Here is a 15022-nt window from a genome sequence, read left to right as displayed (position 1 = left end):
GTCTCGTTGCTGGAATTTGCGTTGATGGCGTGTCGCGGAGATGCGGGCGCTCAACCGTCGTATTGGTCCGGCCCCATCGCCCACGGCGCTTGGTCGTAGCCGTTGGCGAAGGTGCGGTTGGTCTGATCAGGATTGCGGTTGACCAGCGGCCGCAGATACATCGGATGGGTGGCGCTGCGCACCTCGTGCTCGACGGTGAACAGATGCCGGCCATCGGCGGGATCGACGATGTCGCAGAAGCGGTACTGGTACTGATTGTCCTCGCGCGAGACCAGATTGCGCTCGCGCAGCCGCTTGTAGGGGCCCGAGAAGTCCGTGATGTAGATCTGCACGTGATGGCCGTCGAACTCGCCTTGCGGCTGGTCGGTCTCGCGGAATTGCAGATATTGGTCCTTGCCGACCTTTGCCCGTGCCACGACACCGTCGCCATTCACGACGGTGGCGGGAATGCCCATGATTTCGGGATAGAACCGGCTGATCGCTTGAGCCGTGCCGCGCGGCACGTCGAATTCGACATAGGGCATGCCGAGCGCGATGCGCCCGAACCGCTCGGCGTCCGGTTCAAAGCAGCGCAGGCGGTTGCCCCAGGGGCAAATGGCCTCGACGTGATCGTTGTGTTCGCGATAGCCGAACGCGGTGCCTTCCAGCTTGGGCGCGACCGCGGCGAGCCGCGCGAGCAGCGCCTGCCGTCCGGCGATCACGATTGCGGTGTGGCCGCGCAGCACCTGTGGCCGGCCGCTCGGCAGATGAAACTGGCTGCGGCCGGCATTCACCCACATGTTGCTGTCGGAGACCATCAGATAGGGATCGCGGGTCAGCCCGATTCCGGCGACATAGAACAGCGTGGCGAGGCGCTGGTCCGGCACCTGCACGTTGACATGCTCGAGATGGATGGCGTTGCCGAGATCTTCTGCGGCGCGATCGAATGGCTGCTGCACGGCGCGGCTCCCTGGATGCGGTGCCGCGCATGATAATGCAACGGCACGGCCGATCCAGCCGACAGGCCATGAATGTTTCGCAGGGCGCTACCCCCCGTAACTCTGCACCAGGCTGCCGGCGACCAGCGCCCAGCCGTCGACCAGGACGAAGAAGATCAGCTTGAACGGCAGCGACACCACGACCGGCGGCAGCATCATCATGCCCATCGACATCAGCACCGAGGCGACCACGAGGTCGATGATCAGGAACGGCAGGAACAGCAGGAAGCCGATCTCGAAGGCACGCTTCAGCTCTGAGATCATGAAGGCCGGCACCAGGATGCGCAGCGACATCTCGTCGGGCGTCGCCGGCGGCGGCTCGCCGGAGAGGTCCATGAACAACTTCAGATCCTTCTCGCGGACGTTCTTCTGCATGAAGCCGCGCAGCGGCACCGAGGCGCGCTGCAGCGCTTCCTCGACGCCGATCTGGTTGGCGACCAGCGGCTTGATGCCGTCGTCATAGGATTTCTGCAGCACCGGCCCCATCACGAACGCGGTGAGGAACATCGCGAGCGCGATCATCACCGAGTTCGGCGGCGCGGTGGCGGTGCCGAGCGCGGTGCGCAGCAGCGAGAGCACCACCACGATGCGCGTGAACGACGTCATCATGACCAGGATCGACGGCGCGATCGACAGCACCGTGAGCAGCGCGATCAGCTGGATCGCGCGCTCGGTCACGCCGCCATTGCCGCCGCCGAGGTTGATGCTGATATCCTGCGCCATCGCCGGATCGGCAAAGGATCCGGCGGCGATCAGGACAGCGATGAAAAAAACTCTACGCGGGACGGCCCCGAACCTCACGAAGGGTTCTTCGGTCGGCCGAGCAGCGATGCCATCTCGTCCTCTAGGTTCTCGAACCCGCTCTTCTGTCCGCCGGCCGGTGGGGCGGGTGGCTCGCTGCGCGGGGCACGCACCGGCGGCGCCTCGGGTGCAACCGGCGGGGCGACGGTCTCGCCGGCACCGGTCGGGCGCCGCAGGGCTGCCTCGAGCCGCTGCGCCATCTCGGCGAGATTGGCATCGGCGTTCGATGCGGGCGGGGCGGCCACTGGCGCCTGCGTTGCGATCGGCGGCGGAGCCGGGGGAGGCGGTGGCGGCGGGGTCACGGCGCGCTCGGGCGCACGCAGCGGCGGTGGCGCCTTCGGCGGTTCGGCAGCGCGCGGCGCACGGGGGATGGCAGGCTCGGAGCGCGGCGGCAGGCGCGGCGGCATTGGATCAGGCCGCGGCTCGCCCCGCTCGGCTGTGAAGCCCGCGAGCGGATCATTGCGGCGCTCGGCGATCGGCGGCGGGGGCCGCCGCAGCTCGTCGGCAAAGGAGGGGCGCACCGGACGCGGCGGCAGCTCGGGCTCGGGAAGATCGAAATTGTCGGCGCGGACGGCCTCGCTCTCGTTCCAGGCAGCGTCCGGGAGCGGTGCGGCACGTGGCAGCGCAGCCTCGGGGGCGACCGCGGGCCGGCTCGACATCTGGTCGCGGCCGGGCATGGCGCGCACGATGTTCGGCTCGACGACGATGTCGGTGGGGCCGCCGATCATCAGGAGATGCTCGATATTGTCGCGGCGGACCAGGACCAGCCGGCGGCGGCCGTCGACGGCGGCGGCGTCGATCACCGCCAGGCGCGGCATGCGGCCGCGGTTGGCATTGGCGCCGAGGCGGTTTCCAGCGAAGCGGCGGACGAGCCATGCGGTGACGCCGATCAGCGCCAGCACGACAACGAATGCCAAGACGAAAGTAATGACCTGCATATTGGAGTCCCCGGCCATCTTGGCCTTCCTCAGCTTCCGCCATCAACGAGCGCGGATTGATAGTTGCGGTTTTACGCAGCGAATCGCGCCCGAGATTCGCCTTATTTCTTAATTCCCAGCGGCTTGCAGCCGACTGTTCTATTAATAAACCAAGAATCGCTTGTCCCAAAACGACTTCTCAGCGCCCCACGCTGTCTCGGTTTGTGCTGGTTAACGCAGCATTCGTGGCGAAAATGCGCTCGGAGGCGGCTATTGCGGCATTCTCCACGGATCGGTCCGGCATTTTAACCACCCGTTAACCATACACCGGGCAAATTCTGCCTACCTCGGGAGGACCCAGAGGTTAACGGAGCCGCGGCGATGGCCATGAACGATCTCCCGATCCTGTCGGCGTTGCGCACCAAGATGCAGTGGCACCAGGAGCGCCAGCGGGTGCTCGCCGAGAACATTTCCAATTCAGACACGCCGAACTTCCGGCCGCGCGACCTGGTCGAGCCGAAGTTCGACAAGGGTGGCGCGGCGGTCGGCGGTGGGGTGGGGACGCTGCCGATGATGCAGACCAGCGCCACCCACATGGCAGCCTCCGGCGCGCCCGACACGTTCGACAATGATCGCGGCAAGAGCGGGTTCCAGACCCGCCCGGCCGGCAATGCGGTCAATCTCGAGGAGCAGATGCTGAAAGTGTCGGCCAACCAGATGGACTTCGCAGCCGCCACGTCGCTCTACAGCAAAAGCCTGCATTTGCTGAAGACCGCGATCGGCAAGGGCTAGGCCACTTAACGGCGGCAGGAGGATCCCATGGCAGATGGAACGAGTGATTTCGCCCGCTCGATGAGCATTGCGACCTCCGGCCTGCGTGCGCAGGCCGGGCGGATGCGGGTGATCTCGGAAAATATCGCCAACGCCGATTCGACGGCGCAGACTGCAGGCGGCGATCCCTACCGCCGCAAGGTGCCGACGTTCTCCTCCGCGCTCGATCGCTCGCTCGACGCCCAGGTCGTGACGCTCGGCCGGATCCGCCCCGATCAGTCGTCATTCCGCATCAAGCACGAGCCCGGCAATCCGGCGGCGGACGCCTCCGGCAACGTCAAATATCCGAACGTCAATTCGATGGTCGAAATGACCGACATGCGCGACGCCCAGCGCTCCTATGAGGCGAACCTCAACATCATCAGCGCGACGCGGCGGATGATCCAGCGCACGCTCGACATCCTCAAATCCTGACGCAACAAGAACAGGGAACGTAACTCATGGCTACCCCGACAGTCGCCGCCAACGCCTATGCCAGCCTCGCGAGGATGATGGAGCGCGGCGGCGCCGAGAAGGCCGGCACGCAGGCGGTCGCCGGCCCGTCCTTCAGCGCGCTGCTCAAGGACTCGGTCGGCAGCGTGCTGGAAGCGGGCAAGAAGTCCGACGCGCAGACCATGGCGATGGCCTCGGGCAAGGCGAACGTGATGGACGTGGTGACGGCGGTCGCCGACACCGACGTCGCGGTGTCGACGCTGGTCTCGGTCCGCGACCGCGTGATCCAGGCCTACGAAGACATCATGAAGATGCCGATCTGACGTCCGTCAGGACGTCATCCCGGGGCGACGCGCAGCGTCGAGCCCGGGATCTCGAGGTTCCGGGCTCGATGCTTTGCATCGCGCCGGAATGACGGTGCAAACAACTGAAAGCGAGAATCCAAAATGACCGGCCCTGAAACTCTCGACGTGGCGCGCGATGCGATCTGGACGATCGTGATCGTGTCGTCGCCCTTGATGGTGGTCGGCCTCGTGGTCGGCGTCGTGGTGTCGCTGTTCCAGGCGCTGACCCAGATCCAGGAGCAGACGCTGGTCTTCGTACCGAAGATCCTCGCGATCTTCGTCACATTGCTGCTGGCGCTGCCGTTCATGGCGGATTCGCTCAGTAGCCACATGATGCGGATTTCGTCGCGAATCATCGGCGGTTGATGCACTAATGCCGCGGTCATGCGCATCGATGTCTCCCTGCTGCCGGCGCTGGCCGCAATCTTCGTGCTGGTCTTCGCGCGCGTGGGCGCCATGGTGATGCTGCTGCCTGGTTTCGGCGAGAGCAACATCCCGGCGCGGGTCAAGCTGTCGATCGCGCTGCTCTTGACGCTGATCATCCTGCCTTTGCATCGCAACGCCTATCACGTCGACCTGACGTCGATCTCCTCGCTTGGTGTCCTGATGGTGCATGAGCTCATCATCGGTATCGTGCTCGGCGCGACCGCACGGGTGACGCTGTCGGCGCTCAACGTCGCGGGCTCCGTGATCGCCCAGCAGCTCGGGCTCGGTTTCGTCACCGCGGTGGACCCGACCCAGGGCCAGCAGGGCCAGATCATCGGCAACTTCCTCACCATTCTCGGCCTGACGCTGCTGTTTGCCACGGACAGCCACTATCTCGTCATCGCGGCGTTGAGCGAGAGCTACCGGATCTTCTCGCCGGGCGAGATCATGCCGACCGGCGACGTCGCTGCGCTTGCGACCAACGCCTTCTCGGCCGCCTTCAAGATCGGCCTGCAATTGTCGGCGCCGTTCCTGGTGTTCGGGCTCGTCTTCAACATCGGGCTCGGCGTGCTGGCGCGGCTGATGCCGCAGATGCAGGTCTACTTCGTCGGCGTGCCGCTCTCGATCATGGTCGGCTTCCTGATCTTCGCCGTGGTGCTCGCGGCGATGATGAGCACCTATTTCGACTACTTCAACGGCGTCATGCGCCAACTCGCTCCAATGAACTAGGGGAGAAGAGATGGCCGACGATACCGAAGACAAAACAGAAGACCCTACGCAAAAACGTCTCGACGAAGCCCTTGAGAAAGGCGACGTCGTCAAGAGCCAGGAGGTCAACACCTGGTTCATCATCGCCGGCGCCACGCTGGTGCTGTCGACCTTCTCGGGCTCGATCGGCGGCGGCATCTTGATGCCGCTGCGCAATTTGATCGCCAATTCATGGATGATCCGCACCGACGGTGCCGGCCTGCTGCAACTGACCCAGACGCTCGGCTACGCCGTGGTCGCGGCGATCGGCGTGCCGTTCCTGATGCTCGCGCTGGCCGCGGTCGCCGGCAACATGATCCAGCACCAGCTGGTGTGGTCGGGCGAGCAGCTCAAGCCGAAATTCTCCAAGATCTCGCCGGCCGCCGGCTTCAAGCGGCTGTTCGGCAAGCAGGCGGTGGCGAACTTCCTGAAGGGCCTGTTCAAGCTGATCGCGCTCGGCGTCGTCATGGTCATGGTGTTGTGGCCGGATCGGATGCGGATGGAATCGTTCCTGCGGATCGATCCGGCCGAACTGCTGCCCGCCATCACCGGCATGACGGTGCACCTGCTGGCGGCGGTGGTCGCGATCCTCGCCGCAGTTGCGATCGCCGACTACTTCTTCCAGTACCGGACCTGGTACGAGCGTCACAAGATGTCGCTGCAGGAGATGAAGGAGGAGTTCAAGCAGTCGGAAGGCGACCCGCACGTCAAGGGCAGGATCAAGCAGTTGCGGGTGCAGCGCGCCAAGAAGCGCATGATGGCCCAGGTTCCGAAGGCCTCGGTGATCATCACCAACCCGACCCACTATTCGGTCGCGCTGGCCTACGACCGCAGCATGTCGGCCCCGATCTGCGTCGCCAAGGGCGTCGACGTCCTCGCCTTCAAGATCAGGGAGATCGCCAAGGAGCACGACATCCCGATCGTGGAGAACGTGCCTCTGGCCCGGGCGCTCTATGCCACCGTCGACATCGACAAGGAAATCCCGGTCGAGCACTATCACGCGGTTGCCGAAATCATCGGTTACGTGATGCGGCTGAGGCGCGGCCTGTCCGGCCTGCGGCAGTAAGGGGCGGAAAACCGCTTGAAATGCGCGTAACTTGCGAAATTGCCGCCCGGTGGACTTGCGTTTTCGGGTCCGATTCAGGCACTCAGGGGCAAGGTGGCCGGCCGGTCGCCTTCGTGATGCAGACGAGCCATGTCTCTCCAGATGACCGCCGATAGCAACGATCCTCCCGTGACCGAGCCGTTCGTGGCTCACGGGCCAGCCCGGCGGAGCGGCAGCATCCTCTTGGTGGTGCTGATCGCGATCGGCATCGTCGCGGTGGCGGTCTGGCTCATGACCATCGGCCGTACCCAGGCACAGCCCTATATCCTCGGCGTGCTGGCCCTGCTTGCCACCGCCGGACTGTTCAACCTGTTCGCCCTGGCCGCAGGCATCATCCGCTTCTCCGACCGCGCCACCGACGACCCGGTGATGGCGCGGATCGCCGACCAGGCCCAGGAAGGGCTCGTCGTCACCGACGCCCGCGGCCACGTGGTCTATTCCAACGCCGCCTATCTGACGTTGACCGGTGCGGCCGGTCCGCAGGACGTTCGTCCGGTCGAGCGCGTCTTCATCGGCAACCCCGATGTCTCCGAAGCGGTGTTCCGCCTCTTGAAGGCCGCGCGCGAGGGCAAGCGGCAGCAGGAGGAGGTCCGCGTCGCCGGGCATGAGGCCGGGCAGGGTAGTGGACAAGGCCGCTGGCTGCGGCTGCGGGTCCGCCCGCTCGGCGAAGGCAAGCGCGACGCCAAATATGCGGTGTGGTCGATCGCCGACATCACCCGCGACCGCGAGCGCCAGGAGGATGTGTTCCAGGAGCTGCGGCACGCGATCGAATATCTCGATCATGCGCCGTGCGGCTTCTTCTCGGTCAATCCGGCCGGCGAGATCGCCTATGTCAACGCCACGTTGGCGAATTGGCTGGACTACGATCTGGCCGAGATCGGCTCAGGCGGCCTCAAGCTGACCGACATCGTGTCGGGCGACGGCGCGGCATTGCTGACCTCGATCGCGGCCGTGCCGGGCGAGGTCAAGACCGAGGTGTTCGACATCGACCTGCGGATGCGCGGCGGCAAGACCGTGCCGGTGCGGCTCTATCACAAGCTCGCCTTCGGCGCCGACGGCGCGGCGGGCGCCTCGCGCACGCTGGTGATCAGCCGCGCCCGCGACGAGCATTCCGATCCGGAGCGCGCCGCCGAGGTGCGCTTCATGCGCTTCTTCGACCATACGCCGATGGCGATCGCGACCGTCGACCGCGGCGGCAACGTGGTCGGCGCCAATGCGCGCTATGCCAAGCTGGCGCAGGGGCTGAACGGCGACGGCGGCGCGGCCAAGTCGATCTTCCGCGCGGTCAACCCGCGCGACCGTGGCCTGTTGATCGCCGCGATCAACCAGGCTGCCGAAGGGCAGGGCGATATCGCGCCGGTCGAGGTGATGCTCGACGGGCCCAAGGAGCGCTTCGCGCAGTTCTTCGTCACGACCGTGGAGAAGGACGAGCGCGACGCCGAGACCGCGATCGTCTACATGCTCGAGACCACCGAGCGGCGCGCACTGGAAAACCAGATCAACCAGTCGCAGAAGATGGAGATGGTCGGCCAGCTCGCCGGCGGCATCGCGCACGACTTCAACAACGTGCTGTCGGCCATCATGATGGCCAACGACTTCCTGCTGAACGCGCACAAGCCGACCGACCCGTCGTTCCAGGACATCATGCAGATCAAGCAGAACGCCACCCGCGCCGCGACGCTGGTGCGACAGCTGCTGGCGTTCTCGCGCCGCCAGACGCTGCGGCCGCAGGTGCTCGATCTCGGCGATGCTTTGTCCGATCTCACCATGCTGCTGCGCCGGCTGATCGGCGAGAAGGTCAAGCTCGATCTCGTGCATGGCCGAGATCTGTGGCCGGTGAAGGTCGACGTCTCGCAATTCGAGCAGGTGGTGGTCAATCTCGCGGTCAACGCGCGCGATGCGATGCCCGACGGCGGCAAGCTGATCATCCGCACCGCCAACGTGCCGACCGAGGAAACCGTCCAACTCGCCAACAAGGGCATGCCGGCAGCGGACTATGTCAAGATCGAGATCGCGGACACCGGCACCGGCATTCCGCACGAGATCATCGACAAGATCTTCGAGCCGTTCTTCTCGACCAAGGAAGTCGGCAAGGGCACCGGCCTCGGCCTGTCCACGGTGTACGGCATCGTCAAGCAGACCGGCGGCTTCATCTATGTCGATTCCGTGCCGGGCGGCGGCACCACGTTCCGGATCTATCTGCCCCGGCATCGCCAGGAGCAGGAGGTCGCACCGGAGGTGCAAGTCGGCAACGGCGCGGCAAAGGAAGCCGTCGCCGCGGAAGCCGCCAATCCGAAACCCGACCTCACCGGGCAGGGCACCATCCTGCTGGTCGAGGACGAGGACGGCCTGCGCGCGCTGAATGCGCGCGGTCTCCGCTCGCGCGGCTACAGCGTGATCGAGGCGGCCAACGGCGTCGAGGCGCTGGAGGCATTCGAGGAGAAGAACGGCGCCGTCGATCTCGTCGTCTCCGACGTCGTGATGCCGGAGATGGACGGGCCGACGCTGCTGAAGGAGATGCGCAGCCGCAATGCGGAGCTGAAGATCATCTTCGTCTCCGGCTATGCCGAGGATGCGTTCGAGAAGAGCCTGCCGGAAAACCAGCAATTCGCGTTCCTGCCGAAGCCGTTCACGCTGACGCAACTGGTCGCCGCGGTGAAGGAAACCATGACGGCGAACTAGGTGGTTGCCGCCGCAACTGCCTTCGTTTCTCGCAAGTGCGAGGTGAAATTCCGATGCAACTGCGATTGAAACCGGGTCGCATCTCGCGCTAGGACGCGTTGTCGCGGCCACAAGGCCCATAGTGTCACATCGCCGCGACCGAGGGCCGCAGCCGCGGTTCCCGTTTCCCGCTTCACTTTTGTCAAGCCCTGCCCATCTTAGGGGCGCGTTTCCCCATGCCGGGGAATCCTTTGAGGAAACCAACATGAATTTCTCGCAACGCACGCGTGGAATTGTTCGGGCGATCGCCGTCGCGATGGCGCTGGCGCTGCCTGTGATGATGACCGTCTCGGCGGCCGACGCCCGCGTCGGCGGTGGCGGCTCGCGCGGCTCGCGGACATTCTCCGCGCCGCCCTCGACCAGCACCGCGCCGGGCTCGGTTGCGCCGATGAACCGCACCTTCAGCCAGCCTGGTAGCCCGGGGATGAACTCGACGGCGGCCGCGAACTCCGGCGGCTTGCTCGGCCGTGGCGGAATGGGGCGCGGCCTGCTCGGCGGCCTGGCCGCGGGTTTCCTCGGGGCTGGCCTGTTTGGCATGCTGTTCGGCGGCGGCTTGTTCTCGGGTCTCGGCGGCCTGTCGTCGATGCTCGGCCTGCTTCTGCAGATCGGTCTGATCGTGCTCGTGGTCCGGCTCGCGATGTCGTGGTGGCAGCGGCGCAATACGCCGGCCGCCGCTTACGCGGGCGGACCCGACGTCGGCCCCGGTCCGCAGGCGAACGCCCGCTCGGGTTTCGGCTTTGGCCTCGGCGGCGGGTCGAACGCGCCGGTCGAGATCGCGCCTGCCGACTATGAGACGTTCGAGCGGCTGCTCGGCGACATCCAGACCGCGTGGTCGAACGAGGACATTGCGAAGCTGCACACGCTCGCGACTCCGGAAATGGTGTCGTACTTCTCGAAGGACCTCGAGGGGAACAAGCTACGCAACGTCACCAACAAGGTGACCAATGTGAAGCTCTTGCAGGGCGATCTGGCGGAAGCCTGGCGGGAAGGCGACAGCGAATATGCGACGGTCGCGATGCGCTACGCCTTGGTCGACACGATGCTGGAACGCGGCACCGGTCGCCAGGTCAGCGGCGGGCAGCCGGAGGAGGTCACCGAGGTCTGGACCTTCGTGCGCCAGCGCGGCGGCAACTGGGAGCTTTCGGCGATCCAGCAGACCAACTGATCGACGTCCTGATATGACAATCACAAGGCGCCGCGGCATCGTCCGCGGCGCTTTTGCTTTGTACGTTTCATTGAAGTGTCGCGGCACCGGAATATCCGGACCGGGCACGGGTTGATGTCAGCGGACCATAACAATCATCGGGAGGATGGAATGAAGGTTGCTCAAATCGCGGTTCCCGCCTGTCTTGCGTTCGTCGTCATGGCTGCAGCGCCGGCCAGCGCGCAGACCGCCGAGACCGGCTTCTTCGTGACCAGCAACGGCATCGGCAATGGCGGCAATCTCGGCGGACTCGCCGGCGCCGACAATCATTGCCAGACCCTGGCGCAAGCCGCGGGCTTCGGTGCGCCGAAGACGTGGCGCGCCTATCTCTCGACCCAGGCTGCCGATGGAAACCCCGCGGTCAATGCGCGCGACCGCATCGGCAAGGGGCCGTGGAAGAACGTGAAGGGCGTCGTGGTCGCCAAGGACGTCGCCGACCTGCACAGCGCCGACAATAATCTCACGAAGCAGACCGCCTTGTCCGAGAAGGGCGAGGTCATCAACGGTGCCGGCGACACGCCGAACCGTCACGACGTGCTGACGGGATCGCAGGCGGACGGGACTGCGTTTGCGACCGGCGAGGATCGCACCTGCAAGAACTGGACGAGCAGCACGCAAGGTTCCGCCATGGTCGGGCATTTCGACCGCAAGGGCCTGCGCGAGGACGAGCCGTCAAAATCCTGGAACACGTCGCATCCCTCGCGCGGTCCCGACGGCGGCTGCTCGCAGGCCGACCTGAAGAGCACCGGCGGCGACGGCCTGCTGTACTGCTTCGCAGCGAATTGAGGGGACGACGGTAGCGGCCATTCAATCCGTCATTTGGAGGAACGATAGCGACGAAGCAATCCATCCTTCCGCGTGTATGCGGTACGAGGGATTGCTTCGCGTGGCCTGTCATCGGGCGCGCGTTCGCGCGATCCGTTGGCTTGCAATGATGGAACGCGCTCAGCTCGTCTTGCGCTTGGCAGCCTTCTTGACGGTCTTCTTCGCAGCCTTCTTTTTCTTCGCGGCTTTCTTCTTCGTCGCGAAGTAGGCCTCGACCTTCTTCGAGGAATGTCCGACCTCGGCCACGGCGGCCTTGAGCCGGGCAGGGGTCACCTTGAACTTCTTCGACCAGTAGCGGACCTCGTAGGGCTCGTGGATCGCGATCCGCGCGCGGTCAGCGGCCCTGTGGCGCTGCTCCTTGAAATGGGCTTCCACCTTCCTGGCGGAATGTCCGACCTTCTTGACGGCAGCCCTGAGCTTCGCCGGCGTGACCTTGAACTTCTTGGACCAGTACGCAACTTCGTAGGACTCGCTCAACGCGATCAGGGCACGGTCTTGCGTGCCCCGCTTCTTCTTATCGTCGGCCATAAGATGATCCTTCATCGAAGATTCGACGTCGGAACCTTAGCAGTACCGGCGCAGTTCGGACAGCCGGCCCGTGCACGATGGACGATCCCATCGCGGCCCGGCTACGATTGCGGTGAGGGGCCGCGATGCAGTGAAGTTTGTGGAGGTAACTGCATGTCTCATCTCGCGTTCGCGGAATGCCCTATCCGGCCAGCGCCCGGCGCGGTGCAGCGACTGGCGTTGGAGCGTCGTGGCGCAACAGCTCATTGGCCTTTGCGATCGCGGTCGACATCTGTTCGAGCGGCACCGGCTTTGCGAATAAATAGCCTTGCCCCTTTGAGCAGCCGGCGTTTGCGAGGAATTGCCATTGCGTATGTGTCTCGATGCCTTCGGCGAGCACCGGAATGCCGAGGCTGACGCCGAGCGCGAGCACGGTGCGCACAATCGCGGCTGCAGCGGCATCCTCGGGCACACGCCGCACGAACGACTGGTCGAGCTTAATCTTGTCGAATGGAAACGAATGCAGCGTTGCCAGCGATGAATGGCCGGTACCGAAATCGTCCATCGCAACCGAAATGCCCATCGCCTTCAGCTTGCGCAGGACGTGCAGGCCGCGCGTCTGGTCCGACATGATCGTAGACTCGGTAACCTCGACCTCAAGCCGATTCGGCGACAGCCCGGTCTCGATCAGGATAGCGTGGATGGTCTCGGCAAGATTATCGCGGCTGAACTGCACCGGTGAGAGGTTGACCGCGATCGTACCGGGAATTCTGCCTTTGGCCGCGTCCAGGCACGCGCGGCGTAGAGCCCATTCTCCCATGCCGATGATGGCCTCGGTCTCTTCTGCCAGCGGGATGAATTCCACTGGCGAGACCATGCCGCGGTTCGGATGCTTCCAGCGCATTAGCGCCTCAGCGCCGCAGATCGCGCCATCCGCGAGCGATGTCTGGAGCTGATAGAACAGCACAAGTTCTTCGTTTTGCGCTGCGGTCTGCAGATCACGGGCCAGCGCGCGCCTGGCGCGGGCCTGGTCATCCATCTCGCGCTGATAGCGGCAGATCAGGCCACGCTGCTTGCTCTTGCCGCGATGCATCGCAAGCTTGGCGTTTGACAGCACCTGCTCACGCTCCGGCGAGTCGATCGGGAAGATCGAGTAGCCGATCGAGGCGGTGAGTGTGATGATATGGTCGTGCACACGGAACGGCGTGGCGAGCACCGCGGCGATGCGTTCCGCAAACGCCTGCGCATCGGACGGGTGGTTGCCGGACATCTGCAGGCCGAGAAACTCGTCGCCGCTCTGTCGCGCAAGGAATTCTCCGGGACGAAGTATCTCGCGCATGCGGCCTGCGACCTCGATCAGCAAGAGGTCGCCGACGGCGTGGCCGAATACATCGTTGATATCCTTGAAACTGTCGAGATCGATCGAGAACGCGGCGAGCTTGTGTGCCTTCTCGTGCGCTTCGGCCGCATCGAAGCTAAGCCGCTCGTTGAAGGCGATACGGTTCGGCAAACCGGTCATGGTGTCGTTGAAGGAGAGCTGATGGATGCGATCTGCCGATTCAGTGCGCACGCGTAGGTCGATGAGATAGGTCGAAAATCCGCTGCCCATCACCAGCAGAACTGTGCCGACGACGGCAAGTCCGAGGATATGCGCCGGGATCACGTAACCGGGCAAGTCGATCGCGGGATCGAGCACTACGGATGCGGATGCCGTCAACACCCAGTGCATTGTGCAGACCATGAAGGCGAGTACGATGGCAGCGCCATGGCGGCACCAGCGCGTCACCGGCCGATTGGCGCGGTTTACAGCGAGTGCGGACAGGCCGAGCCCCAGCACGAAGGTCACCGCAACGCCATACAGATTCCATTCGACGATTCCCACGACGTACCAGCCTTCGAACGCCACCACATGCATCGCGAGGATGCCGACGCCCATTACGAGGCCACCGGCTTCGGGCGCCAGCGTGAAATGGCGGCTGCCGATTTCGAAGCCGATCAGGCAGGACGTGATGGCGATCAGCAGTACTATGCCGGTCGAGAGCGGAGCAAAACCGCTGTTGAGAGATGGATCGAGCGCAAGGATTGAGATGAAGGTGGATGCCCAAAGCGCCGCGCCAGTGCCCACGGATGCCATGAACAGCCAGCCGATGCGTGTCGCGCCCGAAGTGGCTCGGGCACGGGCGAAATGGCGCATGCCGACCCAAGTCCCCAGCAGACAGACGGAACCGGCGAACATAACCAGCATCTGGTGATAGGCAAAACTATTGCTCGTGACGTCAGGCATGCTGCGATTTTCCTACGGTGAGGCATTCTAGGTTGGAGCGGTTAACCGGACCGTCGCGTCTCGTGAGAATCTGCCAAGGCCGGCGGAACGCTGACCAACAGCGTTGAGAATTCGTAAGTGCTATCACCAGCATGAACGATCCCGGCAATGATTCGTTAAGCTTGTCATGACGAAATCGAGGAGAACCGGTGATGCACTATCAGCTTTACTACTGGCCGATGATCCAGGGCCGCGGCGAATATGTCCGTCTTGCGCTCGAAGATGCCGGCGCCGGCTACACCGACGTTGCCCGCGGCAAGGGCGGCACCGGCGCCATGATGAAGATGATGGACGCGGACAACGGCACGCCGCCGTTCGCGCCACCGTTCCTCAAAACCGGCAGCCTCGTGATCGGGCAGACCGCCAACATCCTGCTCTATCTCGGCGCGCGCCATGGCCTGGCGCCGAAGGCGGAGGCGGGCAAGCTCTGGGTGCACCAGCTGCAGCTGACGATCGCGGACTTCGTGCTGGAGATCCACGACACCCATCATCCGCTCGGCCCGTCGCTGTATTACGAGGACCAGAGGGCGCCGGCCAGGAAGCGCACGGAAGAATTCTGGAAATCGCGGGTGCCGAAATATCTCGGCTATTTCGAGGACCTGGTCGCGGCGAACGGCGGTGCCTTCGTCACCGGACGCCGGCTCACTTACGTCGACCTGTCGCTGTTCCAGATCGTGGAAGGCCTGCGCTACGCCTTTCCGAAGCGGATGGCCGCGTTCGAGAAGAAGGTCCCGCGCCTGATCGCGCTGCGCGACCGCGTCGCCGGGCGGCCCAACATCAAGGCGTATCTGGCGAGCGAGCGGCGGATACCGTTCAACGAGGAGGGGATTTTCCGGCGCTACAAGGCGCTGGATTTGTGACC

The 15022-nt window shown here is 64.6% G+C and carries 15 protein-coding genes; 10 read left to right on the top strand and 5 right to left on the bottom strand.

The features are described 5' to 3' along the window. Positions 1 to 50: 50 nt before the first annotated feature. The 3 genes from JQ507_21740 to JQ507_21730 all read right to left on the bottom strand — a co-directional run bounded on the left by JQ507_21740 (position 51) and on the right by JQ507_21730 (position 2716). Complete coding sequence (locus tag JQ507_21740) at positions 51 to 938, bottom strand: hypothetical protein (protein ID QRI67586.1); 888 nt, start codon at positions 936 to 938, stop codon at positions 51 to 53. Between the two features lie 87 nt (positions 939 to 1025). Next, positions 1026 to 1778 carry a flagellar type III secretion system pore protein FliP gene (gene fliP / locus JQ507_21735; protein ID QRI67585.1) on the bottom strand — a complete coding sequence of 251 codons (753 nt, stop codon included), beginning with the start codon at positions 1776 to 1778 and terminating at the stop codon, positions 1026 to 1028. Further along, complete coding sequence (locus JQ507_21730; GenBank protein ID QRI67584.1) at positions 1775 to 2716, bottom strand: flagellar biosynthetic protein FliO; 942 nt, start codon at positions 2714 to 2716, stop codon at positions 1775 to 1777. Before JQ507_21730 ends, fliP begins: the two co-directional genes overlap by 4 nt. A gap of 360 nt (positions 2717 to 3076) precedes the next feature. Between JQ507_21730 and flgB the strand changes: the two genes are divergently transcribed. From flgB to JQ507_21685, 9 genes are all read left to right on the top strand, one after another. Continuing rightward, positions 3077 to 3487, top strand: a complete 411-nt coding sequence (flgB, locus tag JQ507_21725) for a flagellar basal body rod protein FlgB (GenBank protein ID QRI67583.1) — start codon at positions 3077 to 3079, stop codon at positions 3485 to 3487. Between the two features lie 27 nt (positions 3488 to 3514). After that, positions 3515 to 3940: a flagellar basal body rod protein FlgC gene (gene flgC / locus JQ507_21720; protein ID QRI67582.1), complete on the top strand. Its 426-nt coding sequence runs from the start codon at positions 3515 to 3517 to the stop codon at positions 3938 to 3940. 26 nt (positions 3941 to 3966) lie between these two features. Next, positions 3967 to 4281, top strand: a complete 315-nt coding sequence (gene fliE / locus JQ507_21715) for a flagellar hook-basal body complex protein FliE (GenBank protein ID QRI67581.1) — start codon at positions 3967 to 3969, stop codon at positions 4279 to 4281. A gap of 123 nt (positions 4282 to 4404) precedes the next feature. Then, a complete protein-coding gene (gene fliQ, locus JQ507_21710) occupies positions 4405 to 4668 on the top strand; it encodes a flagellar biosynthesis protein FliQ (GenBank protein QRI67580.1) in 264 nt (87 codons plus the stop codon). An 18-nt stretch (positions 4669 to 4686) separates the two neighbouring features. Then, on the top strand, positions 4687 to 5457 hold the full coding sequence (gene fliR / locus JQ507_21705) for a flagellar type III secretion system protein FliR (GenBank protein QRI67579.1): 771 nt from the start codon (positions 4687 to 4689) through the stop codon (positions 5455 to 5457). A gap of 10 nt (positions 5458 to 5467) precedes the next feature. After that, positions 5468 to 6541 (top strand): flagellar biosynthesis protein FlhB, encoded by a 1074-nt coding sequence (flhB, locus tag JQ507_21700; GenBank protein ID QRI67578.1) that lies wholly within the window; start codon positions 5468 to 5470, stop codon positions 6539 to 6541. Positions 6542 to 6682: 141 nt separating this feature from the next. Continuing rightward, positions 6683 to 9262 carry a PAS domain-containing protein gene (locus JQ507_21695; GenBank protein ID QRI73454.1) on the top strand — a complete coding sequence of 860 codons (2580 nt, stop codon included), beginning with the start codon at positions 6683 to 6685 and terminating at the stop codon, positions 9260 to 9262. A gap of 244 nt (positions 9263 to 9506) precedes the next feature. Next, entirely contained in the window at positions 9507 to 10466 is a 960-nt protein-coding gene (locus tag JQ507_21690; GenBank protein ID QRI67577.1) for a TIM44-like domain-containing protein, read from the top strand. A gap of 150 nt (positions 10467 to 10616) precedes the next feature. Continuing rightward, positions 10617 to 11291 (top strand): lectin, encoded by a 675-nt coding sequence (locus JQ507_21685; protein QRI67576.1) that lies wholly within the window; start codon positions 10617 to 10619, stop codon positions 11289 to 11291. Between the two features lie 159 nt (positions 11292 to 11450). On the opposite strand, the gene JQ507_21680 is transcribed toward JQ507_21685, so the two are convergent. After that, on the bottom strand, positions 11451 to 11858 hold the full coding sequence (locus tag JQ507_21680; GenBank protein QRI67575.1) for a DUF3606 domain-containing protein: 408 nt from the start codon (positions 11856 to 11858) through the stop codon (positions 11451 to 11453). Positions 11859 to 12039: 181 nt separating this feature from the next. Then, entirely contained in the window at positions 12040 to 14121 is a 2082-nt protein-coding gene (locus JQ507_21675) for an EAL domain-containing protein (GenBank protein QRI67574.1), read from the bottom strand. 191 nt (positions 14122 to 14312) lie between these two features. On the opposite strand from JQ507_21675, the gene JQ507_21670 reads away from it, so the two are divergent. Beyond that, positions 14313 to 15020, top strand: a complete 708-nt coding sequence (locus tag JQ507_21670) for a glutathione S-transferase (protein QRI67573.1) — start codon at positions 14313 to 14315, stop codon at positions 15018 to 15020. Positions 15021 to 15022: the final 2 nt, after the last annotated feature.

The sequence above is a fragment of the Bradyrhizobium sp. PSBB068 genome (assembly GCA_016839165.1).
Lineage (GTDB): Bacteria > Pseudomonadota > Alphaproteobacteria > Rhizobiales > Xanthobacteraceae > Bradyrhizobium.
Note: the sequence above shows the minus strand (reverse complement) of the source record. Positions and strands in the feature narration are given on the sequence as shown.

Coding starts and splice junctions, on each gene's coding strand:
- JQ507_21730 (QRI67584.1), bottom strand. CDS start 2,716: ATGCAGGTCATTACTTTCGTCTTGGCATTCGTTGTCGTGCTGGCGCTG.
- flgB (QRI67583.1), top strand. CDS start 3,077: ATGGCCATGAACGATCTCCCGATCCTGTCGGCGTTGCGCACCAAGATG.
- flgC (QRI67582.1), top strand. CDS start 3,515: ATGGCAGATGGAACGAGTGATTTCGCCCGCTCGATGAGCATTGCGACC.
- fliE (QRI67581.1), top strand. CDS start 3,967: ATGGCTACCCCGACAGTCGCCGCCAACGCCTATGCCAGCCTCGCGAGG.
- fliQ (QRI67580.1), top strand. CDS start 4,405: ATGACCGGCCCTGAAACTCTCGACGTGGCGCGCGATGCGATCTGGACG.
- fliR (QRI67579.1), top strand. CDS start 4,687: ATGCGCATCGATGTCTCCCTGCTGCCGGCGCTGGCCGCAATCTTCGTG.
- flhB (QRI67578.1), top strand. CDS start 5,468: ATGGCCGACGATACCGAAGACAAAACAGAAGACCCTACGCAAAAACGT.
- JQ507_21695 (QRI73454.1), top strand. CDS start 6,683: ATGACCGCCGATAGCAACGATCCTCCCGTGACCGAGCCGTTCGTGGCT.
- JQ507_21690 (QRI67577.1), top strand. CDS start 9,507: ATGAATTTCTCGCAACGCACGCGTGGAATTGTTCGGGCGATCGCCGTC.
- JQ507_21685 (QRI67576.1), top strand. CDS start 10,617: ATGAAGGTTGCTCAAATCGCGGTTCCCGCCTGTCTTGCGTTCGTCGTC.
- JQ507_21680 (QRI67575.1), bottom strand. CDS start 11,858: ATGGCCGACGATAAGAAGAAGCGGGGCACGCAAGACCGTGCCCTGATC.
- JQ507_21675 (QRI67574.1), bottom strand. CDS start 14,121: ATGCCTGACGTCACGAGCAATAGTTTTGCCTATCACCAGATGCTGGTT.
- JQ507_21670 (QRI67573.1), top strand. CDS start 14,313: ATGCACTATCAGCTTTACTACTGGCCGATGATCCAGGGCCGCGGCGAA.